This is a genomic window from Chryseobacterium gallinarum (genome assembly GCF_001021975.1).
In the GTDB taxonomy this organism is placed as follows: domain Bacteria; phylum Bacteroidota; class Bacteroidia; order Flavobacteriales; family Weeksellaceae; genus Chryseobacterium; species Chryseobacterium gallinarum.
Genome location: NZ_CP009928.1, coordinates 2028326 through 2049811 on the forward strand (window position 1 = coordinate 2028326; position 21486 = coordinate 2049811).

At 37.4% G+C, this 21486-nt stretch carries 20 protein-coding genes; 12 read left to right on the forward strand and 8 right to left on the reverse strand.

Annotated elements, in window-relative coordinates:
* Positions 1 to 94 precede the first annotated feature (94 nt).
* The 4 genes from OK18_RS09125 to OK18_RS09140 are packed head-to-tail and all read left to right on the forward strand — an operon-like array spanning position 95 to position 3567.
* Complete coding sequence (locus OK18_RS09125) at positions 95 to 811, forward strand: polyprenol monophosphomannose synthase (protein ID WP_053327805.1); 717 nt, start codon at positions 95 to 97, stop codon at positions 809 to 811.
* Positions 812 to 834: 23 nt separating this feature from the next.
* Positions 835 to 1254, forward strand: coding sequence for a DUF4296 domain-containing protein (locus tag OK18_RS09130; protein ID WP_082129264.1), 420 nt, complete (start codon positions 835 to 837; stop codon positions 1252 to 1254).
* Positions 1255 to 1314: 60 nt separating this feature from the next.
* Positions 1315 to 2445 (forward strand): tRNA guanosine(34) transglycosylase Tgt, encoded by a 1131-nt coding sequence (gene tgt, locus OK18_RS09135; protein ID WP_053327806.1) that lies wholly within the window; start codon positions 1315 to 1317, stop codon positions 2443 to 2445.
* A gap of 9 nt (positions 2446 to 2454) precedes the next feature.
* Positions 2455 to 3567, forward strand: a complete 1113-nt coding sequence (locus OK18_RS09140) for an LptF/LptG family permease (protein WP_053327807.1) — start codon at positions 2455 to 2457, stop codon at positions 3565 to 3567.
* Here OK18_RS09140 and OK18_RS09145 read toward each other — a convergent pair.
* The gene (locus tag OK18_RS09145; RefSeq protein ID WP_053327808.1) at positions 3561 to 4274 is read right to left on the reverse strand and encodes a biotin--[acetyl-CoA-carboxylase] ligase; all 714 of its coding nucleotides are present in this window, start codon (positions 4272 to 4274) and stop codon (positions 3561 to 3563) included. The genes OK18_RS09140 and OK18_RS09145 overlap by 7 nt on opposite strands.
* Before the next feature lie 87 nt (positions 4275 to 4361).
* Here OK18_RS09145 and rsfS point away from each other — a divergent pair, with 87 nt between their 5' ends.
* From rsfS to OK18_RS09170, 5 genes are all read left to right on the forward strand, one after another.
* On the forward strand, positions 4362 to 4727 hold the full coding sequence (rsfS, locus tag OK18_RS09150; RefSeq protein WP_050021622.1) for a ribosome silencing factor: 366 nt from the start codon (positions 4362 to 4364) through the stop codon (positions 4725 to 4727).
* 22 nt (positions 4728 to 4749) lie between these two features.
* Complete coding sequence (ftsH, locus tag OK18_RS09155) at positions 4750 to 6771, forward strand: ATP-dependent zinc metalloprotease FtsH (protein WP_053327809.1); 2022 nt, start codon at positions 4750 to 4752, stop codon at positions 6769 to 6771.
* Positions 6772 to 6907: 136 nt separating this feature from the next.
* Positions 6908 to 7489, forward strand: coding sequence for an LUD domain-containing protein (locus tag OK18_RS09160; protein ID WP_050021624.1), 582 nt, complete (start codon positions 6908 to 6910; stop codon positions 7487 to 7489).
* A gap of 24 nt (positions 7490 to 7513) precedes the next feature.
* Positions 7514 to 8386, forward strand: coding sequence for a phosphatidate cytidylyltransferase (locus OK18_RS09165; RefSeq protein ID WP_050021625.1), 873 nt, complete (start codon positions 7514 to 7516; stop codon positions 8384 to 8386).
* 4 nt (positions 8387 to 8390) lie between these two features.
* Entirely contained in the window at positions 8391 to 9044 is a 654-nt protein-coding gene (locus OK18_RS09170) for a phosphatidylserine decarboxylase family protein (RefSeq protein WP_053327810.1), read from the forward strand.
* 205 nt (positions 9045 to 9249) lie between these two features.
* On the opposite strand, the gene OK18_RS09175 is transcribed toward OK18_RS09170, so the two are convergent.
* The 4 genes from OK18_RS09175 to OK18_RS09190 all read right to left on the reverse strand — a co-directional run bounded on the left by OK18_RS09175 (position 9250) and on the right by OK18_RS09190 (position 13127).
* Positions 9250 to 9597: a hypothetical protein gene (locus OK18_RS09175; RefSeq protein ID WP_053327811.1), complete on the reverse strand. Its 348-nt coding sequence runs from the start codon at positions 9595 to 9597 to the stop codon at positions 9250 to 9252.
* Positions 9598 to 9616: 19 nt separating this feature from the next.
* On the reverse strand, positions 9617 to 11455 hold the full coding sequence (locus OK18_RS09180; RefSeq protein ID WP_050021628.1) for an ABC transporter ATP-binding protein: 1839 nt from the start codon (positions 11453 to 11455) through the stop codon (positions 9617 to 9619).
* Positions 11456 to 11652: 197 nt separating this feature from the next.
* A complete protein-coding gene (locus tag OK18_RS09185) occupies positions 11653 to 12576 on the reverse strand; it encodes a M28 family metallopeptidase (RefSeq protein ID WP_053327812.1) in 924 nt (307 codons plus the stop codon).
* Positions 12577 to 12737: 161 nt separating this feature from the next.
* Complete coding sequence (locus OK18_RS09190; RefSeq protein ID WP_053327813.1) at positions 12738 to 13127, reverse strand: DUF4293 domain-containing protein; 390 nt, start codon at positions 13125 to 13127, stop codon at positions 12738 to 12740.
* A 144-nt stretch (positions 13128 to 13271) separates the two neighbouring features.
* Here OK18_RS09190 and rho point away from each other — a divergent pair, with 144 nt between their 5' ends.
* On the forward strand, positions 13272 to 15074 hold the full coding sequence (gene rho / locus OK18_RS09195) for a transcription termination factor Rho (protein ID WP_053327814.1): 1803 nt from the start codon (positions 13272 to 13274) through the stop codon (positions 15072 to 15074).
* 26 nt (positions 15075 to 15100) lie between these two features.
* Here the strand turns inward: rho and OK18_RS09200 are convergent, their stop codons facing one another.
* On the reverse strand, positions 15101 to 15850 hold the full coding sequence (locus tag OK18_RS09200) for a 4-hydroxy-tetrahydrodipicolinate reductase (RefSeq protein WP_053327815.1): 750 nt from the start codon (positions 15848 to 15850) through the stop codon (positions 15101 to 15103).
* A 277-nt stretch (positions 15851 to 16127) separates the two neighbouring features.
* Here OK18_RS09200 and OK18_RS09205 point away from each other — a divergent pair, with 277 nt between their 5' ends.
* Positions 16128 to 16724 carry a superoxide dismutase gene (locus OK18_RS09205; RefSeq protein ID WP_050021631.1) on the forward strand — a complete coding sequence of 199 codons (597 nt, stop codon included), beginning with the start codon at positions 16128 to 16130 and terminating at the stop codon, positions 16722 to 16724.
* A 105-nt stretch (positions 16725 to 16829) separates the two neighbouring features.
* On the opposite strand, the gene OK18_RS09210 is transcribed toward OK18_RS09205, so the two are convergent.
* A complete protein-coding gene (locus OK18_RS09210; protein WP_053327816.1) occupies positions 16830 to 17249 on the reverse strand; it encodes a DUF6146 family protein in 420 nt (139 codons plus the stop codon).
* Between the two features lie 50 nt (positions 17250 to 17299).
* Positions 17300 to 18499 carry an endonuclease/exonuclease/phosphatase family protein gene (locus OK18_RS09215; RefSeq protein ID WP_053327817.1) on the reverse strand — a complete coding sequence of 400 codons (1200 nt, stop codon included), beginning with the start codon at positions 18497 to 18499 and terminating at the stop codon, positions 17300 to 17302.
* 233 nt (positions 18500 to 18732) lie between these two features.
* On the opposite strand from OK18_RS09215, the gene OK18_RS09220 reads away from it, so the two are divergent.
* Positions 18733 to 21477: a TonB-dependent receptor gene (locus OK18_RS09220; RefSeq protein ID WP_053327818.1), complete on the forward strand. Its 2745-nt coding sequence runs from the start codon at positions 18733 to 18735 to the stop codon at positions 21475 to 21477.
* The last annotated feature ends 9 nt before the right edge of the window (positions 21478 to 21486 follow it).

Below are 21486 nucleotides of genomic sequence, written 5' to 3' on the forward strand. Positions count from 1 at the left end.
TAATTCATTGAATCCAATGATAAATATTTTTGCAAAATTATAGATTATTTTGTATAAAATAAAAAGGTTAAATAAACTATCTTTGCAAACTGAAATGAAAAAACTAGTCATTATCCCAACCTATAACGAAAAGGAAAATATTGAAAATATTATTTCCGCGGTTTTTGCATTGGAAGATGACTTTCATGTTTTAGTAGTGGATGATTCTTCTCCGGACGGAACGGCAGAGGTTGTAAAAGAAATGCAAAAGAACTATCCCCAATATCTGCACCTGTCGGTAAGACATGTTAAAGACGGTTTGGGAAAGGCTTATATCCATGGATTTAAATGGGCCATTGAAAATAAATATGATTATATTTTTGAAATGGATGCCGATTTGTCGCATAACCCTAATGATTTACCCAAGCTTTTTGAAGCTTGTTTAAACGCGGATATGGCTATCGGTTCCCGTTATTCAAAAGGAGTGAATGTGGTTAACTGGCCAATGGGAAGGGTATTGCTTTCCTATTTTGCGTCAAAATATGTGAGGTTTATTTTAGGACTTCCGATTCATGACACTACAGCCGGTTTTGTATGCTTTTCCCGGAAAGTATTGGAAGAAATCGGATTGGATAATGTGAGATTGAAAGGCTATGGATTCCAGATAGAAATGAAATTCAGGGCATATAAAAAAGGCTTTAAAATTGTAGAGGTTCCTATTATATTCACCAACAGGGTGCTAGGAGAAAGCAAAATGAACGGGGGAATTATCCATGAAGCTGTGTTTGGAGTTTTAAACTTAAAGTGGAAATCAATAATCAACAGGTTATGAAACACTGCATGAACAATTTTTCTATGGAAAAACATGAGTTCCGGGAGACCATTGCAAAATGTAAAGATAGGCTGGTGAAAAAGCTGATCTGTGTTTTTGTGGTATTGACCATGTTTTCCTGCAGTGATTATATTGATAAACCTAAAAACCTTATTGATGAGAATGTGATGGCGGAAGTCATTGCAGATTTGATGATCAATGATCAGGCAAATTTCGTTTATCCGGATAAAAATATGGAGGCCGGAACCAGATTTATTCTGAAATCTCATCATATAAAACCTGATGACTTTATTGAAAGCTTCAAGTATTATGTAATTAAAGAAAAAATGCAGGATATTGCTAACGATGCCCAGGAAATTTTGTTAAAGAAAGATCCGAAGGCAGCTCAATATGTAAAAGATAAGCTGAAACAAAACGGAAACCCGCCGGCCCTTGTAAGGTAAGGCACGTTTTTAGTAAAAGCAACGGTCATCGGGTAACGATGATATGTAAAAAGAATACGGATGAAATTTTTTAATATAGAAAAAACCTCTGAAGGAAAAGCAAGAGCAGGGGAGATAACCACAGATCACGGGAAAATTCAGACTCCCATTTTTATGCCTGTGGGAACTGTAGCAAGTGTAAAGACAGTTCATCAGAGAGAATTAAAAGAAGACATAAAAGCCCAGATTATTTTGGGTAATACCTATCACCTTTACCTGCGTCCGGGTATGGAAACAATGCAGGATGCTGGCGGATTGCATAAATTTATGAACTGGGATCTGCCTATACTTACAGATTCGGGAGGTTTCCAGGTGTTTTCATTGGCGGGCAGCAGGAAAATGACAGAAGAAGGGGCGAGGTTCAAATCTCATATCGACGGAAGTTATCACATGTTCTCCCCGGAAAGATCAATGGAGATCCAGAGACAGATCGGGGCCGATATTTTTATGGCTTTTGACGAATGTACTCCTTATCCTTGTGATTACAACCAGGCAAAATCATCCATGGAGCTGACGCATCGTTGGCTGAAAAGATGTATCGATTGGACCAATAATAACCCCGAGCTATACGGACATAAGCAAAGGCTTTTCCCGATTGTGCAGGGATCTACCTATTCGGATTTAAGGAAAATATCTGCTGAAGTTATTTCAGAAGCAGGTGCAGAAGGAAATGCAATCGGAGGCCTTTCGGTAGGGGAGCCCGAAGAAGAAATGTATAGAATTACCGATGAGGTTACCGATATTCTTCCAAAAGAAAAACCAAGATATCTGATGGGGGTAGGTACTCCGTGGAATATCCTGGAATCTATCGGATTGGGTATTGATATGATGGATTGCGTAATGCCTACAAGGAATGCAAGAAACGCAATGCTTTTTACCTGGAATGGGGTCATGAATCTTAAAAATGAAAAATGGAAACGTGACTTCTCGCCATTGGACGAATTCGGAACCAGCTTTGTAGACAGAGAATATTCAAAAGCGTACCTTCGTCATTTATTCGTGTCAAAGGAATATCTGGCAAAACAGATTGCTTCTGTTCATAATCTTGCATTTTATCTGGATCTGGTAAAAGTGGCAAGAGAACATATCCTGGCAGGAGATTTCTACGAATGGAAAAACGCTGTAGTTCCAATCCTGAGACAAAGACTATAAAAAAAAAGTATGCTTAAAATTATAGACAGATATATCATCAAAAAATATCTTGGAACGTTCAGTTTCATGCTGATACTGTTGTCTATAGTTGTACTCGTAATCGATGTCCAGCAAAAGATTCCCAGGATAGAAAATGCCAAAGCCATAGATCCTAAATTGGATCTGGTGTATTTCCTCATCCATTTTTATCCTTTCTGGATTATTAATCTTGTGGTGACCTTCCTGTCTATTCTGGTATTTATTACAGTAATTTATTTTACCTCGAGAATGGCCAATAATACCGAAATTGTTGCCATTATCAGTAGTGGGGCAAGCTTTCACCGGTTTGCAAAACCTTATCTGTATACTTCCATACTGATCGCCCTGATTTCCCTTACGGTGAATCATATGGTACTGCCATGGGCCAATATCAAAAAAAATGAACTGGAAGCCTATACTTACAATGCGGCCAATAAAGAAAAAATATTAGGGACAGCTCCGGCCTCTTCACAGCTGAGTAAAACGGAGTATATCTTTGTAGATTCCTGGAACAAAAGAGAAAAAAGAGGCTCCAGCTTTATTTATCAGAAGTTTGATAAAAACAGGAGAATGATTTATGAGCTGAAGGCAGGAGAAGTATACTGGGATAATACCAAAAAGCAGTTTGTTTTGAATAATTACCTTGAAAAAACGATCAATAAAGACAATACTGAAAAATTGGGTAACGGATCGGAGTTGAGAAAAAATTACGGACATTCCCCCGAAGAACTTTTTCCTAATGAACTCCTTGGCCAGAACAAAACCACTCCTGAGCTCTTAAAATTTATTGAAAGGGAAAAAGCCAGGGGAAACAGCAACCTGAATTCTTACCTGAATGAGCTGTATCAAAGGACTTCAATGCCTGTTTCTATTGTTATCCTGACCTTTTTGGCACTCTCGCTCTCTTCTCAAAAGAAAAGAGGAGGGCTCGGAATTAACCTGGCAATAGGGATTTCATTAGCTTTCCTTTTTGTGTTCTCCTTTGAAGCCTTGAAGGTTGTTTCAGAAAATAAAAGCTTACCTCCGGCTTTAGCAATGTGGCTGCCCAATCTGGTATTCCTGCCCCTTACGCTTTATCTTTACCTTAAAAGAGCCAATCAGTAGAGAAGCTTTACTTCTTTGTGATAAAAAGAGCGCATTCCGTCTTCCAGTTCGATCCACAGTTCACCTCGTTCATCTGCCTTCCGGATGATGCCATTTTGTCGTTCTTTTTCAATCTCAAAAACTGAGATCTCATCCTTTCGGAACAAATGTTTATTGAATTCATCAAGAATTTCCCGGTCGCTGGGAATATTTTTCAGTTTTTCAGACACGAATTCATGAAGGCTCAATGCCAGCTCTTCAAGGTCAAATTGCTTGCCTGTCTGTGTCAGAAGAGAGCCTGCGTTAGATATAGCTTCGAATTTATCCTGAAGGATATTGATTCCGGCTCCTATGATGAAATAATTATTTTGATTAATTTTTTTCTTTTCAATTAAAATTCCGACGATTTTTTTACCTTTAAGGATGATATCATTCGGCCATTTGATCTTTACGTCATAATCAGCCAATTTGGCAAGGAAATCCCGGATAATAATTGCGGTATAATAATTGAAGATAAAGTCGGAACACAGGATGTTTTGAATATTCACTGCCAGCGTATATGCCAGATTTTTTTCGGCAGTCTGAGTCCATACATTTCCATACTGGCCACGACCTTTTGTCTGATTAAAAGTATGGAGGCCTATAAAATCTGAACTCTCATAAAGTAAAAACTTTGATATTTCGTCATTAGTAGAAGAACACTCTTTCAGGTAGAATAGTTGACTCATTTAAGAAAACTTTAAGACATTAAGGGGGTAAAAGTAAGGTTAAAGTAAAGAAAAAACAATAAATTTGCAGATTATAGTATATTTTTAATGAATAAAACAACAGAAAAACAAGAATTATTAGATAAAATCGTTGAAGCTATCCAGGATGTAAAAGGAGAAGATATCATGGTCTTTGATCTTTCAAACATCGAAAACTCAGTGGCAGAAACGTTCGTAATATGCAGTGGAAACTCAAATACACAGGTAGCAGCATTGGCGGGAAGTGTAGAGAAGAAAGTAAGAAACGAGCTGAAAGAAAGACCTTGGCATGTAGAAGGAACTGAGAATGCAATGTGGGTACTGGTGGATTATGTTTCGGTGGTAGTTCATATATTTCAAAAACAGGTACGTGAGTACTATGACATAGAAGAGCTTTGGGGTGACGCTGTCATTACCAAAATTGAAAACGAGTAATTATAAATTTTAAAAAGTATAAATGAACAATAAAGGATTCAACTGGTTTTTTCCTATTGCAATCATAGCTCTTTTGCTATTCTTTGGTTCCAATTTCTTAGGAGGGGATAGTGCAAAATCTATTGATGAAGATGGTTTCTTCAGAGAAATGCAGGCAGGGAAAGTCCAGAATATTATTATATACAAAGACACGGAGAAAGCTGATGTTTTCTTGACTAAAGTAGCAAAGACGGCCATGGTGAATAAATCTGCCAGCGAAAATAACCCGCTTTCTGCATTTGATATGGCTCCTAAAGCAGATTTTTCTGTGAAATATGGTGACCTTCAGCTTTTCCTTCAAAAATTTGATCAGATAAAAGCCGCAGATCCGGCGATTAAGACCACAAAAGATTATGGAGCAGGGAAAAACCCGTTCATGGATATCTTAGTGTCAGCCTTAATCTGGATTGCAATTTTAGGACTGTTTTATTTCCTTCTTTTCAGAAAGATGGGCGGTGGCGGAGGTCCCGGTGGACAAATTTTCTCTATCGGAAAATCCAAAGCGAAGCTTTTTGATGAAAAAGAAAGAATTCAGGTAACATTTAAAGATGTTGCAGGACTGGAAGGTGCTAAAGAAGAAGTACAGGAAGTCGTTGATTTCTTAAAAAATTCTGAAAAATATACCAAACTGGGCGGAAAAATTCCTAAAGGAGTACTTTTGGTAGGTCCTCCGGGAACCGGTAAAACATTATTGGCGAAAGCGGTGGCCGGCGAAGCAAAAGTTCCTTTCTTCTCCCTTTCGGGTTCTGATTTTGTGGAAATGTTTGTAGGAGTAGGGGCTTCAAGGGTAAGAGACCTTTTTGCTCAGGCGAAAGCCAAATCTCCGGCGATCATTTTTATCGATGAAATTGATGCCATCGGGCGCGCAAGAGGAAAAAATAATTTCTCCGGCGGAAATGATGAAAGAGAAAATACCCTGAACCAGCTTCTTACAGAAATGGATGGTTTCGGAACCGATACGAATGTGATCGTTATGGCAGCAACCAACAGAGCGGATATCCTTGATAAAGCTTTGATGAGAGCAGGACGTTTTGACCGTTCAATTTATGTAGACCTTCCGGAACTTCATGAAAGAAGACAGATTTTTGATGTTCACCTGAAGAAAATTAAACTGGATGATAATGTAGACAGGGAATTCCTTGCTAAGCAAACCCCTGGATTCAGTGGTGCTGATATTGCGAACGTTTGTAACGAGGCAGCCCTTATTGCAGCAAGAAATAACCATACTTCTGTAACCAAACAGGACTTCCTAGATGCCGTAGACAGAATCATTGGAGGTCTTGAAAAGAAAAATAAGGCAATCAAGCCATCTGAGAAGAAGAGAGTAGCTTATCACGAAGCAGGACATGCGACAATTTCCTGGTTGGTAGAACATGCTTCTCCACTTTTAAAAGTAACTATTGTTCCGAGAGGACGCTCATTAGGAGCAGCATGGTATCTTCCTGAGGAAAGACAGCTGACCACTACCGAGCAGATGCTGGATGAAATGTGTGCTACTTTAGGAGGAAGGGCGGCAGAGCAGGTAATCTTTAATAATATTTCCACAGGAGCACTTTCTGACCTGGAGACAGTAACGAAAAGAGCCCAGGCGATGGTTACGATCTATGGATTAAGCCCGAATATCGGTAATATTTCTTACTATGACAGTTCAGGACAGTCTGAATATTCTTTCGGAAAGCCTTATTCTGAAGAAACAGCAACTAAAATTGATGCAGAGATTAAATCAATTATCGAAAATCAATATGAAAGGGCAGTAAGAATCCTTGCTGAAAATAAAGATAAACTGGATGCTTTAGCCAATAAACTTTTAGAAAAAGAGGTGATCTTCCGGGAAGATTTAGAAGAAATATTCGGAAAAAGAGCATGGGATCCTGAATTGACAGAGAAGCCTGTAACCAATACTATTCCTGAAAAAGAAAAGGAAGAAATATTGGAGACACCTCAGATCAAGGATAAAGAAGAAGAAAGCGAAATTCAGGCTCCTGAAAGCCCGACACAGCTTTAAAATTCTTAAAAAATAAAGTAAATGGAAACCTGACAGCTTTAAAATTGTCAGGTTTTTTCATATTTCAAGAGACATTTTTAGAATCTATTGTAATTATTTTCTATTTTTGTATAAAGTTGACTAAAAATAGATTAAGTTGAATTTATTCAAGAGGATTGTAAGCAAACTTACCAACCAGCCTGAGGAAGAGGAAAAACAGAGCCTGGAGAAACTTGGGGACTCGCTTAAGAATGCGGATCTCGACTATAAGTTTGCGCAATTATTTACGCATTCAGGGGGATTTTTCAATTATTGTGCAGATGAAGCGGAGGCTCTACAAACTTTAAATCAAATTATCAAGATAGAAGGAATCAGCAACCTTTTCTGTTGGGATAAAGAACTTCAGAACTTCCTGAATGTAGTGAAGAGTTCCTATACATCAGAACTGGCCCCGTCAAATGATGCAGCATTTATTACTTGTGAATATCTGATTGCCTATGACGGAAGGATCATGCTTTCTCACAATAATATTCTCCATTACCACTCTTCAAGATTACCGGATAAAATTATTATCATTGCCAATGTTTCACAGATTGTCAATAATCTCAATGATGCAATGGGGAAAATAAAAAGAAACGGAAATATCAAGAACCTCACTTCCATCAGTGGAAGCCAGTCTAAAATGGACAGTTCTTCCAATTCCAATACAAAATTGTTTTTATTGCTGCTTGAAGATTAGGCAACCACTTATAAATTTTAAATTTTGGACAAAAATCTCATTCAAAGAACCATTTCAGGCTTAGTGTATGTAGCCATTATCATTCTTTGTACAACTCCGCTTGGAGCACAACTGATCAATCATCTGTCTCCCGGCCTTATCCAGCAGCAATACCTCTATCATGGACTGATCAGTTTACTGCTGATTGTAGGTACCTGGGAATGTGTTAAAATCATGAAGTTTGGAAAAGGTTATGAAAAATGGGTGGTTTTCCCACTGGTGATTTTTATATTGTATGTTTTCTCCAAACGATATTTTCATCATGATTTCTTTTTTGATTTCAGGTTGAGTGAAATATTAGCGCTTGCCCTCATCGGGATAGCTGTAGTGACCTTGTTTAAATATCCCAGCGAATTATATTATGATAGCGGGAAACTGATTTTTTCCGTTATTTACGTGGCGCTCCCGTTTAGTTTTGCCCTGGGACTGCCAAAGTTTTCCAGTTATAACAATTCTTTCTCTCTGGAAGTTCTTTTTTTGTTTATCCTGATCTGGAGCAGTGATACCTTTGCGTATCTGGTAGGGAAATTCTTCGGAAAACATAAAATGGCCCCTAAAATATCTCCCAAAAAGACATGGGAAGGCTATGCAGGGGGCGTTGTTTTAACCTTGATTTTATCCTACTTTATAGAACATTACCAGCCGGAGCTCAGAGGGAACTGGATGGTGGTGGGATTCCTGGTGGCAGCTTTTGCTCCGTTGGGAGACCTGGTAGAGAGTCAGCTGAAAAGAAATTTCGGGGTGAAAGACAGTGGGAACATTATTCCCGGACATGGAGGAGTTTTAGATAGACTGGATAGTTTCATAATCTGTGTTCCTGTCGTATATTTGTACTTTATTTTAGAAAAATTTATTTAATCTCATGAAATTACATAGAGAATCAAAAGGAACAATTACCGTAGCTACCCTGGTTTTTGTCATATTAGGAGCTTTAGCTATTTATTTCCTTAAAATGTGGTCATTAGTGATCATTATGCCTTTATTGGTTATTTATGGACTTGTATTCTGGTTTTTCAGAGTACCTGACCGTAACATTCTTGATCACAAAGAAAATGTAATCGCTCCGGTGGATGGAAAAGTGGTAATGATCAAGGAAGTGGAGGAGAATGAATTTGTGAAAGGAAAAGCCATTCAGGTCTCTATCTTCATGTCTCCACTGAATGTGCATATTTGCAGATACCCGGTTACAGGAAAAGTGGTTTATAAAAAATACCATCCCGGAAAATATCTGGTAGCATGGCATGAGAAATCATCTACAGATAATGAGAGAACAACTGTAGCCGTTGAAACGCTTACCCATCATAGAGTGGTATTCAGACAGATTGCAGGATATGTGGCAAGAAGGATTGTTTTCTATTGTAATGAAGGAGATCAGGCAAAAGCAGGGCATGAGTTCGGATTCATTAAGTTCGGATCAAGAATGGATGTTTTCCTGCCTTTGGACACTGAAATTGTCTGTAAGATCGGAGATATTACAAAAGGGGGCTTAGATGTTATTGCCAGATTGAAAAATTAAAATCAACGATTAATTATAGTCTCTCGCAGATTTTGCAAATTAAGCAAATGGATGAAAATATCATTTGCGGACCGGCAAAATCTGCGGGAGTTTTTTTATTTCTTTTTCTAAGGTAAACTCCATCAATAAAAAAAGAGAAACATCTATCCCAGCTTCAATTTTTAATTAAATTCTGTTGACAGCTATTAATATGTATGTTTTCTGTCTATTTGATATACGGTTTTATCTCGTCCAGCAAGCTTAAAATAAACTTTACTGGCAGATCTTCTTCCACATCAATTAAAAGGATTTTAAACTTCTTCCTGCCGTCCTGGATGAGTTCCGGATAATCAAGTTTGTCACCGTGGTAAAAGCTCAGGTAATGCTTTTTATATTTCTTGCTATAATAGAAATAGCACAGCATTTTCTTTTTGTATTTGATAAAAGGAAGTCCGAAGCTTAATGTTTCTGTGATATTTTCCCGATCCGAATCTAAAATAGCCTTCCGTAAAAATAAAAGAGTACTTCTTTCAGGTTCTTCGATTCTGTAGAAATACTCTTGTATAGGGTTCATTTTTAAAATTAATTAAAGATTAGTCAAAGTTTTGTAGCTCAACAAGCTTGTTATACATCCCTTTTTTAGCAATAAGCTCATGATGTGTGCCTTGTTCTACAATGTCTCCTTTTTCCATAACAACAATCCAGTCTGCTTTTTGAATCGTGGAAAGACGGTGGGCAATCACTAGAGAAGTCCTGTTTTCCATCATTTTTTCCAGGGCATCCTGTACAAATCTTTCAGATTCCGTATCTAATGCTGATGTGGCTTCATCCAGGATCATAATCGGTGGATTTTTCAATACGGCTCTTGCGATGGATACTCTTTGTTTCTGGCCTCCGGAAAGCTTGTTTCCGTCATCCCCGATATTAGTGTCATATCCTTCTGCCAGATTGGAAATAAAGGAGTCTGCATTAGCAATTTTAGCTGCAGCAATTACCTCTTCACGGGTAGCATCAGGCTTACCCATCAGGATATTGTTGTACACGGAATCATTGAATAGTACGGATTCCTGGGTAACCATTCCAAGAAGCTTACGGTAATCGTTTAGCTTTAAATGCTTGATATCCGTTCCGTCAATAAGAATTTCTCCTTCTGAAACATCATAAAATCTTGCTAAAAGATTGGCAATGGTGGTTTTTCCGCTTCCGCTTTGTCCTACTAAAGCTACTGTTTTTCCTTTTGGAATTGTTAAGTTAAAGTTTTTAAGGATCAGATTTGCTTTGTCATAGTAGAATCCGATATTTTTAAATTCAATGTTATTTTCAAGAGTGGAAATAGAAACAGGTTCTGCAATTTCTTCTATTTTTACATCTGCGTCCAGAATTTCCAATACTCTTTTTAAAGAGGCTTCCCCTTTCTGTACATTGGAAATGGAAGCGGATAAGCTTTTTGCAGGAGGTAGTATCTGGAAGAACATTCCCAGGAAAACCAGGAAGTCAGCCGGAGATATACTTTGCTCAACAATAATCTGTTTTCCTCCATACCAGGCGATGATCAGAAAGGTAATGGAACCCAGGAATTCGCTCATTGGCGACGCTAATTCCTTCTTTTTCCCCAGACTGATAGAGCTTGAAATCCATTTATTCATAGACTTCATGAATCGGTTATCCATGATCTTTTCAGCATTGAAAATTTTTATAACCTTTGAAGATTTTAATGTTTCATCCACAATCGAAAAGATGGTTCCCAGCTCGTGTTGGGCTTCATGAGAGTCTTTTTTAAGGCTTTTACCAATCAAGGCAATCATTGTTCCCATTACAGGGAGCACCAATAATGAGAAAAGAGTCATTTCTGGACTTAAGAAAAATAAAGTAACCAAAGTACTGATCAGCATGAAAGGAGCGTTAATTAATTCAATTAAGCTTCCTAAAATGTTTCCTTCCACTTCGCCTACGTCATTGGACATTCTGGACATCATATCTCCTTTTCTGCTTTCTGTAAAGAAGGAAACCGGTAAAGAAAGGATTTTTCTGTACATGGCTCCTCTAAGATCTTTGGTAACCCCTACACGGTAGTTGATGAGCAATAAAGAACCAAAATATCTGAAAGCATTTCTTAAAAAGAACATAAAGGCGGTAATGACACACAGCCAGGCAAGCACAGTCAGAGCTCCGTAATCGCTTACCAGGGTCTGCACATAATAGTTGGAATATTCTTTTATATAAGTGAAAAAGTCTGTTATTTCACCCGAATACACCGGTGCGGTTTCATATTTTTCAGGTTTTATAGTGCCAAAAAGCATTCCCAATACCGGTAAAATTGTTCCTAATGAAGCAATCTGAAATACGGAATAAAGGATATTAAAAAATAAACTTCCGTAAATGTATTTTTGATGCGGTTTCGCAAACTTTAATATTTTTTTATATTCGTTCATTCAATGAAAAAATTGGATAGCAAAATTACGTAAAATTAAAAGATAAGACGTTCCTAATCCTATTTTACTTTAGCTTATATGTTCTGAAAAACATTTTTTTGTTACAAGCTGGTGGTATTTCAAGTGCTTAATGAAAAGAGCCTGTATTGTATAATAAAAAAAGAAACCGCCATATCGGCGGTTTTATGATGATAAAATTAATTAAACTTCACCTGATCAGTATATTTTGGATTGAAATTCTGAGGATTTAATTTTTCTATGGTTTTGCTGAAATTATTGATAATTTGGGTCATATTATCAAAATCCACAATATTAATGTCGTCATTTTCATGATGATAATGAGAGGCTTTGGTCATGTCAACGGTAGAAAATGAATGGGCAATAATTTTCTTTTTTACAAAGCTTACATTGTCTGAACGATAAAAAAGCTGTTGCCTGGCATATGGATCAGGATTTATTTTTAATCCGTTTACTGCATTTTTATTTACTAATTCATCCAGATCCGAGAATCCGTCCCCGGTCATGTACACAGTATTGGGTCCCCATTGGGACATTGTGGCCACCATTTCAAAATTAAAAAGAGCGGTCAGGTTATTATAAATTTTATCAAGATTTTTATCTTCTGAAATAGCCTGTGAACCCAGAAGACCTTCCTCCTCTCCGTTGAAGGCCATAAAGACCATTGAAAATTCAGGTTTTTTCTTTTTAAAATAATCTGCGATTCCTATCAGTGTAGTGATTCCGCTGGCATCATCATCTGCTCCGTTATTGATATTGTCACCTGCTTTGTTGCTGGTTCCGATATGGTCGAAATGTCCCGAAAAACCTAAATACTTCTCAGATTTCCCTTTTTTGATCCCACAGACGTTATAGGCTTTCTTGCCTTCATATTCAAAAGGAATGAGATAGGAAGTTCCTGTACAGTATTCAAGATTATTTTCTTTGAACAGCCTGGCAATATAAAGAGCTGCATTTTCATTTTCGGGAGTCCAGATCTTGCGCCCTTTCATTTCATCTGAAGCCAGGGTAGATAAGATATCTTTTACTTTTTCCTTTGAAACCTCCTGAGCGAAAGTGATCATGGAAAAAAGACATAAGGAAAGATAAGCTATTTTTTTCATTTTTTGATTTCTGTTAAATGATATGTCGTATTCTTATTGAAAAAGTTGCATGAAAGTACACAAAAAAAATATTATTTCCAGAATAGTAAACATTTCCATAAAAAAAATAAAAAAACAGCTCCCGGAAGGGAACTGTTCTCACTCAAAAAATCGTTGTAAGGCTATCGAAGTCTGTCTACAGATTTTACGAGCCTCTCATCTTTGCGGATATAAATGTTTGCCATAAGCAGACAGATTACCGCAACTAATGGAAAGATCGGCTCAATACCCTTCTCAGGAAACTCAATTCCTCCGGATAAGCTGAGCAGCCAGTACGTCAATACACCAATCAACAAAACGTTTATAATGATGCTGATGGTATTCAGCAAAATTTGTCTTTTCCTGTTTTTGAAACTAAAAATACTTAATGCGCCAATGATAACAAGCACTATACAGCTTATATTAAGTACAGGAATACTACCCGAAACAGCAACATCCTGTCCTGTGATGAAAAGAAAAACAGCAGCTAAAACTGCCAATAATGTCCATATAGTCTGTATTCTCTGTAGCATTGAATATTAAATTCTAGGCAAAAATAACATAAATTTTGCACAATTCAAAAATAAGTGTAGATTTGCATTATACAATGTACTTGAAAACCAAAGTCACCGGACTTACTTTTCTTACTCACAATTAATTACATTTTTACATTAAGTATGTTTAACATCGAAACGTTAAGGTCAAAATCCGTAACGGAACTGACTAAAATCTTAAAAGATTTAGGCGTTAAAGTTGCAAGAAATAGCAATGACAATGATAAGATCTTTGCCATTCTTGACTTTCAGGCTTCTAACCCTAAAGTTGCAAAAGATTATTTCAACGCCACAGAAACCAACAGTATAAATACTGAAGAGGCTGTCACAGAAAAACCTGCGAAAGCCCCAGCAAAAAAAGCTGCTCCCAAGAAAGCGGCAGCCCGGCCCAAACCGGTTGCTAAACCATCAGAAGAACCTAAAGTAGAGGAAAAAGTGGAAGAAAAGACAATAACACCAGCTTCTGAGGAGATACAACCTGAAGAACCTAAAGCTGAAGCAGTAAGTGAAGAAACTCCTGCTGCACAGGCCAAAAAGAAAAGAAAAAGGGTTGCTGCCAATACCAATACTGCTGAAGTTTCTCAAGAGAAAGCAGAAGCTCCTAAAAACACAGAATCCCAAGAATCTGCTCAGCCAGAAGAAAAGCCGAATAATCCTCAACAACAGGCTAACAAATCCCCAAAAGGACACAATCATCCGCAGAACGGCGGAAATCAACATAAAAACCAGCATCAGCACCAAAATCAACATCAGAACCCAAACAGGCATTCTGATAAGACTGAGGAGCCGGAACCAAAGAAAGAATTTAATTTCGATGGAATGGTAAGTATTGAAGGTGTTTTAGAAATATTACCGGATAACTATGGCTTCTTACGCTCTTCGGATTTCAGCTATATCTCTTCTCCTGATGATGTGTATGTTTCTACGGCTCAGATCCGGAATTTCGGATTAAAAACAGGAGATACGGTTAAAGGTATAGTTAGATTGCCAAAAGAAGGTGAAAAATATTTTTCACTATTAAGACCTACAGAAGTTAACGGACGTGATTTGGCGTTTATTAAAGACAGGGTTGCTTTTGAATACCTGACTCCACTTTTTCCCGAAGAGAAATTCAATCTTGCAGGAAGCGGATCTACAGTATCCACAAGAATTGTAGACCTGTTTGCTCCTATTGGAAAGGGACAGAGAGCTATGATTGTTGCCCAGCCTAAAACGGGTAAAACCATGTTACTTAAGGATATTGCCAATTCAATTGCAGCAAACCACCCTGAAGTATATATGATGGTTCTGCTGATTGATGAGCGTCCTGAAGAGGTTACCGATATGGAAAGAAGTGTAAATGCAGAAGTAATTGCTTCTACATTTGATGAGGCAGCAGAAAAACATGTAAAAGTAGCTAACCTGGTTCTTGCAAAAGCACAGAGAATGGTAGAATGCGGACACGATGTTGTAATTCTGCTGGATTCTATTACAAGATTGGCAAGAGCTTATAATACGGTTACTCCTGCTTCGGGTAAGGTTCTTTCCGGAGGGGTGGATGCCAATGCGCTTCACAGACCGAAAAGATTCTTCGGAGCAGCAAGAAAGATTGAAGGGGGAGGATCCCTGACAATCATTGCAACGGCCCTTATTGATACAGGTTCCAAAATGGATGAAGTAATCTTTGAAGAATTTAAAGGTACAGGGAATATGGAACTTCAATTAGACAGAAAAATTGCCAACAGAAGAATTTATCCTGCTATTGATCTTGTAGCTTCAAGTACCCGTAGAGATGATCTTCTATTGGACGAAGTAACCTCGCAGAGAATGTGGATCCTAAGGAAGTATCTTTCTGAAATGAATCCTGTGGAAGCGATGGAGTTTGTAGATAAAAACATCAAAGGAACCCTGAATAACGAAGAGTTCCTGATGTCAATGAATAAATAATAATAAATTAAATGTAAGCCGGGCTTCTATACTTTGAAATAAGGATGCAATAAATCCTCAAATTTATAGAAGCCCGGTTTTTTATTGACAAGATGTTCGGCAGCAAACAGAGCACCGTTACCGAAAGCATCTCTTGAAATGGATTCATGAATAAGCCTTACCGTTTGGAAAGGAAATCCGAAAATCACCTCATGCTTCCCGACAATTCCTCCTGCCCTGATTGTATTGATCTTTTCATCTTTTACTTCCAGCACATCCGCAATCCGGATGGCAGTACCAGAAATGCCTTTTTTATCTTTAAAATGTTCTTCGATAATTTCTATATCCACTGCAGGGGCAATTTTTTTTAAAAACTGAGAAGCATATAACAGATAATTAATTCCTAAAGTTATGTTGGGAGACCAGAATACAATGGCTTTTTGTGCTAGTCTATGAAGAAAATTCACTTCTTTGTCAGAATAGTGGGAAATTGCTGAAATGATTTTTACTTTTCTATGAGCTGCAGATTCTCCATAGGTGTAGATACCTTCCTGGGATGAGAAGTCGATAATAGCATCTACAGGATGCTGCTCCAGTAAATCCTGTATACTTATTTTTTTCTCTGAATAGAAATGGCCAGGATCATTGCTTTCAATTCCGAAGAAATCAGCGGCATCCCTGCTGTTTAATCTGTTTGTTTTTCTGTACACCCACTGCAGGGAATGATCCTTGCTTTGAAGGATCACCGATGCTACAGCCTTACCTGCTTTTCCAAATCCAAAAAGTCCAATTTTCATAATAAAAAGTATTGAGTTAAACATTCCGTGAAAGAAGTATTCTATGGTTAGAATTTACTTCATATTGTGTAAGTTACAAAAATGAAAATAAACTATGTTTTGAATAGGGGTTGAAAGAGAGATAAAAAACTTTCTGATTCTATGAGGAATAAAAAAATAAAATTTAATTCATTCTAAATCAATGTATCAATGTTAAAGATTTATTAAAGTAATGCCTAGCTTTTGATAATCCCTTAAATATTGGCTAATTTTGGATATAACATTAAAAATAAAGATTATGTCATTTGAATTACCAAAATTAGGATATGCATACGATGCATTGGAGCCTACAATTGATGCGAAAACTATGGAAATCCACTATACAAAGCATCACCAGGCATATATTGACAATTTAAATAAAGCGATTGAAGGAACTGATCTGGCGGGAAAAACAATTGAAGAAATCTGCAAAACAGGAACAGATAAGCCGGCAGTAAGAAATAATGGTGGAGGACATTTCAATCACTCTTTATTCTGGGAGATTTTAACTCCGGGCGGAAGCAAAGAGCCGGTAGGAAATGTAAAAGCTGCTATTGAAAATTATGGTGGTTTTGAAAAATTCAAGACAGATTTTTCTGATGCTGCTAAAACAAGATTTGGTTCAGGATGGGCATGGCTGGTAAAAAATAATGACGGTTCCGTATCTGTTTCCTCTACACCTAACCAGGATAACCCGTTAATGCCTGTTGCAGATGTTAAGGGAACTCCGGTTTTAGGATTGGATGTTTGGGAACATGCTTATTATTTAAACTACCAGAACAGAAGACCTGATTATGTTTCTGCATTTTTCGATGTAGTAAACTGGGATAAGGTGGAAGAATTATTTAACAAATAATTTTCAACTATTATAAAAATAAGAGGTTCAGAATTTTCTGGACCTTTTATTTTATACAATATTTGTGATCAGATTAATATATCATTTATAATATGGCTGTTAACATCATCGTATCGCATCACTTCCTGATAAGCCTTTCATTTTTAAGCCGTATTTCCAGTTTACATAAGCAAAAACCTGATACAGTTTGTATTCAAATTTTATCCCGTAGTTTTCCTGGGGATCATAGTCTATCCTTGATTCTATAATATTTCTGTATTTTCCGGAGTTGTAATACCCATTCCATTCATTGACCAGGAAGGAGTTTTTTGTTTTCAGATAAGCCTCGGAATATTGGCTGACAGGTTTAGCGATAGCGTTTAAAAAATAATCAAATTGGGTGTCGATCACAATAAGGTCCCATTCTCCGTCTTCATTTTTTGAAGGTTTCATTTCGGATTGTTCTTTATCACTCTTTGGGCTGTTCTGAGAAAAACAGCTGAAAGGAATAAACAGCATGAATAAAAATAAAATAAAATTTTTCATGACACTGATATTTATATAAAAAGACACTCCAATAAGAGTGCCTTTTTACTTTATTTTTTAATATATTCTTTCTGAACTACAGAAACCGCCGGAAAGTGGTCGCTGTATCCTCCTGTGAACCGGTCTCCATCCCATGAACGTAACGGATATCCCTTCCACTGTCCTTCCTTGTTTACCAGATAAGGAGGAGCATAGATCTCGGCTTTATAAATGGTATAGGTAGGCGTGATTTTTTCAGTTGAATAAAGGTTTCGTGAAACGATAATCTGATCAAACAGGTTGGGAGCATCCCTATAGGCAAGGGAAGCAACACCTGCCTTATACAATTTGTACATAAGGTTATAATAAGGTGTTTTATCAGACAATTCACCAGGATCCCCTACAGCACCCAGGTATTTTTTTAAACTTGGGCTTACCGGATCGTCATTATAATCTCCCATTGAGAATAATTTAATTCCCGGGTTTTCTGCTGCTACTTTATCCATTTCATTTTTCAACACAGTAGCTGCTGTATTTCTTTTGGAAAGGGAAATAGCTTCTCCGCCTCTTCTGGATGGCCAGTGGTTCATAAATATTCCTACTTTTTCTCCGTCTAATAATCCTATGGCAACGACAATATCCCGGGTATATTCCCTTTTTCCGGTCTCGTCAAAGATCTTGATTTCCTTTTTATAAGAATCTAAAACGGAAAATCTTCCCTTTTGATAAATAATAGCCACATCAATTCCTCTGGCATCATAAGAATTGAAGTGTACGATTCCATAATTGCTTCTGGCCAGGGCAGGTTGCTTAATAAGATCTTCAATAACCTGTCTGTTTTCAACCTCGATCAATCCACAGATGGCAGGGGTGTCATTGGTATATTGCCTTCCCATTTCTGAAATTACCTTAGCTTCATTGGCTAATTTTTGATTATAGTATTTTGTACCCCATCTTTTAGGGCTGTTGGCGGTAAAATCATCAGCCAGGATCTGCTTTCTGATTACTTTTTTTCCTATCAGCAGCTCATCACTCCATTCCCCTTTGTAGTCTTCTGTAGTTTCCAGAAACTTTAAAGAATCTAACGGAACGCTCCTGTGAAATTTAGGATTGGACCTGGGAAGAGTACCATCAATATAATCTGCAGAAGGGATGGTGTCCCAAAGGTTTTCAACGTTCAGAAACCCGATAGCAGCCCTCTTTACCTGTTTCTGCTGTGAGAAAGCAGAACCGAAGCAAAATAAGGCAGCCATGATTACATATTTTTTCATGCTTGTCTGTTCAAAAAATAGAGGGTAAAATTACTAATTTTATGTAGAATAAGATTAAAATCATGTTACAAATCTTTTTTTTGCTATTGATGAAAATTATTGCTTATTTTTAGGATAATGATGAAAGGTTAAGAAAAATTAATAGAATAAATAGCTTAAACTGTTTGAGTTAATGAAAATAGTTCTAAATTTGTTGCCCCTTAAATAAAGAAGGAGTTAAAAATAAGTTTATTATGATTAAAAAACTATCCCTAATCTCTTTGTTTACGTTAATGCCTGCTTCTTATTATTTTGCACAAACTACTGTTTATGCGTATGTTAAAGACCAGGACGGTAAGCCATTGGAGAAAGCAGAAGTAGATCTGGCACAATCCGGCGACGACACAACCGCGGATAAAATTGGATACTTCCAGTTTGTGGATTTAAAACCTGGACACTATCTTATTACAGTAACAAAACCAAATTTTGATTCTAAAATCTTAGAGTTTGATGTGACTGCCGATGAGAAGAGAAAAGATTTAGGTGTGATTACACTTAACTATACTTTGGGATCAGACGCAGGAGTTATAGTCATTGACGACGCTGCGAGTGATGCTGAAGATGGAGGCTCATCCATGCAGCCTACTGTGGGACTTTTAAGCTCAGGGAGAGATGCTTTCCAAAATGTTTCTGCTTTTGAATTGGGAGCCTATTGGTTCAGACCCAGAGGTGTAGACAATAGATTTGAGGATGTGGTGTTCAATGGAGTATCTATGTCTAAAAATGATGACGGAAGAATAGATTTCAACAACTGGGGTGGTTTGAATGATGTGACCAGATATCCTTATGAAAATGTAGACAATATTACGCCTTCAGAATATACTTTTGGTAACCTAGGGGGAGTGGTTTATTATAATACAAGGGCTTCCAGCTATAGAAAACAAACCTCATTAGCCTACTCGTTTACCAACAGAAGCTACCTGCACAGAGCAATGGCTACCTATTCATCAGGTCTTACTAAAAATGGCTGGGCAGTGACGGTTTCAGGAAGCAGAAGATGGGGAGACAGAGCGATTCTGGATGGAGTTTATCAGGATGCATATGCTTATTTTGCGTCCATTGAAAAGAAATTCAGTGACAGGCACTCTATCAATTTAACGGCTTTCGGATCTCCTACATACAGGGCTTCTAACGCTCCTAATACCCAGGAAGTGTATGACATCATGGGTAAAAACTACAATTCATATTGGGGATGGCAGGATGGAGAGAAGAGAAATTCAAGAATCAGAAATGTTTTTGAGCCTATGTTCATCTTAACGGACTATTTGAAAATAGGAAAAAACTCCAACTGGATCAACACCGTTTCTTATCAGTTTGGTAGCGACGCAAGGAGCAGGTTAGACTGGTTCCATGCTTCTGATCCGAACCCGACCTATTATAGAAAATTGCCAAGCTTCGGACTTCTTAATGCTGATGAATTCAGACAACAGTCACAGATCGACTGGAATTATCTGTATAACACAAACCGGCTCAATCTTACCAACTCGGATGGTACTGCCAGAGGAGCTGTTTATACTGTTGTAGAAGATGTAAATAAAGATAAAACATTCAACTTCTCCTCTCACTTTGACACAAGACTGAAGGATAACTGGAAATTGAATATCAACTTTAATTATCAGAACCTAAAATCTGATAACTTTAGAAGAATCAAAGACTTGTTAGGAGCTGCCTTTGCTTATAACCTTAATGCATTTAACGGTGATGCCAAATATGACGCAGATAATGCAGACGTAACAGTAAGGGAAGGGGACAGAACTCAATATTCTTACGAACTGACAAGAAATCACTATTCATTAAATGTTTCATCTGAAATAGACTTCAATAAGTGGAATGTAGTAGCTTCTGTTTTCTCTTCTTATTCGGAAGCTTACAGAGAAGGAAATTTCAGAAGTGGTCTTGCGAGATTCAGAGATAACTCCAAAGGTAAGAGTGCGGTATATGATGCTTTAGATGCTGGAATCAAGGGCAAAATTACTTATAAGATCAACGGTAAGAACTTCATTGTATATAACGGAGCGTTCTTTAGCTTAGCCCCTACATTGAATGAAATTTATATCAATCCAAGAATGGTTGATTATGTAACACCGGGGGTTACTAATCAGATGATCAATTCTAATGATTTAAGCTATATCCTGAGAGGGCAAATACTGAAATTAAGATTATCAGCTTATTATACTACTATTCAAAATGCTACTGAAATTTCAAGATACTATGCTGATGTAAATGACGGAACATTAGGAAATTCTTTCAGTACGTTGGTAAACGAAGCAATGAGCGGTGTTAATAAAAGATACATGGGACTCGAACTAGGATTCGATGTTAAAGTAACACCTACCTTAAGTGCTGTAGGGGTAGCAAGTGTCGGTGAATATAAATATACCAATAACCCTGAAGTTTCTACCTTTGATGACCTTAACGGGTTCAGGGGAACTGATGTTTGGGGGAAAGCTAATGTTAAAGGCTATAAAGTAGCAGGAACACCACAAAAAGCATTCTCTTTCGGATTAAAATATAACTCTCCGAAATATTGGTGGGTAGGGGCTTCTGCCAACTACTTAATGGATCAATACCTTGATTTTTCAGCATTGAACAAAACTCCTTACATGTATACGGATCCACAAACCAACGATCCTTTCCCTGGAGTAACTCCCGAACTGATAGAACTTATTACCAAGCAAAAGAAATTTGATAATCAGTTTATGCTGAATGCCAATGCCGGTAAGTCTTTCCAATTTGGAAAATACAGAATGGGAGTCAGCGTATCTGTAAATAATATTCTGAATAACAGAAACTATGTTACCGGAGGATTTGAACAAGGACGAAATGTAAACTTTAGTGATGCGCTTGCTGATGCCCAGAGAGCAACCCCTTATTTTGGGCCAAAACTGTGGTATGACAGAGGAATCACTTTCTTTACTAATGTTTATTTAAGATTCTAAAACGATGAC

What these genes read in the sequence shown, in the direction of transcription:
- OK18_RS09125 (WP_053327805.1), top strand. Translation starts at nt 95, where the DNA reads ATGAAAAAACTAGTCATTATCCCAACCTATAACGAAAAGGAAAATATT.
- OK18_RS09130 (WP_082129264.1), top strand. Translation starts at nt 835, where the DNA reads ATGGAAAAACATGAGTTCCGGGAGACCATTGCAAAATGTAAAGATAGG.
- tgt (WP_053327806.1), top strand. Translation starts at nt 1,315, where the DNA reads ATGAAATTTTTTAATATAGAAAAAACCTCTGAAGGAAAAGCAAGAGCA.
- OK18_RS09140 (WP_053327807.1), top strand. Translation starts at nt 2,455, where the DNA reads ATGCTTAAAATTATAGACAGATATATCATCAAAAAATATCTTGGAACG.
- OK18_RS09145 (WP_053327808.1), bottom strand. Translation starts at nt 4,274, where the DNA reads ATGAGTCAACTATTCTACCTGAAAGAGTGTTCTTCTACTAATGACGAA.
- rsfS (WP_050021622.1), top strand. Translation starts at nt 4,362, where the DNA reads ATGAATAAAACAACAGAAAAACAAGAATTATTAGATAAAATCGTTGAA.
- ftsH (WP_053327809.1), top strand. Translation starts at nt 4,750, where the DNA reads ATGAACAATAAAGGATTCAACTGGTTTTTTCCTATTGCAATCATAGCT.
- OK18_RS09170 (WP_053327810.1), top strand. Translation starts at nt 8,391, where the DNA reads ATGAAATTACATAGAGAATCAAAAGGAACAATTACCGTAGCTACCCTG.
- OK18_RS09175 (WP_053327811.1), bottom strand. Translation starts at nt 9,597, where the DNA reads ATGAACCCTATACAAGAGTATTTCTACAGAATCGAAGAACCTGAAAGA.
- OK18_RS09180 (WP_050021628.1), bottom strand. Translation starts at nt 11,455, where the DNA reads ATGAACGAATATAAAAAAATATTAAAGTTTGCGAAACCGCATCAAAAA.
- OK18_RS09185 (WP_053327812.1), bottom strand. Translation starts at nt 12,576, where the DNA reads ATGAAAAAAATAGCTTATCTTTCCTTATGTCTTTTTTCCATGATCACT.
- OK18_RS09190 (WP_053327813.1), bottom strand. Translation starts at nt 13,127, where the DNA reads ATGCTACAGAGAATACAGACTATATGGACATTATTGGCAGTTTTAGCT.
- rho (WP_053327814.1), top strand. Translation starts at nt 13,272, where the DNA reads ATGTTTAACATCGAAACGTTAAGGTCAAAATCCGTAACGGAACTGACT.
- OK18_RS09200 (WP_053327815.1), bottom strand. Translation starts at nt 15,850, where the DNA reads ATGAAAATTGGACTTTTTGGATTTGGAAAAGCAGGTAAGGCTGTAGCA.
- OK18_RS09205 (WP_050021631.1), top strand. Translation starts at nt 16,128, where the DNA reads ATGTCATTTGAATTACCAAAATTAGGATATGCATACGATGCATTGGAG.
- OK18_RS09210 (WP_053327816.1), bottom strand. Translation starts at nt 17,249, where the DNA reads ATGAAAAATTTTATTTTATTTTTATTCATGCTGTTTATTCCTTTCAGC.
- OK18_RS09215 (WP_053327817.1), bottom strand. Translation starts at nt 18,499, where the DNA reads ATGAAAAAATATGTAATCATGGCTGCCTTATTTTGCTTCGGTTCTGCT.
- OK18_RS09220 (WP_053327818.1), top strand. Translation starts at nt 18,733, where the DNA reads ATGATTAAAAAACTATCCCTAATCTCTTTGTTTACGTTAATGCCTGCT.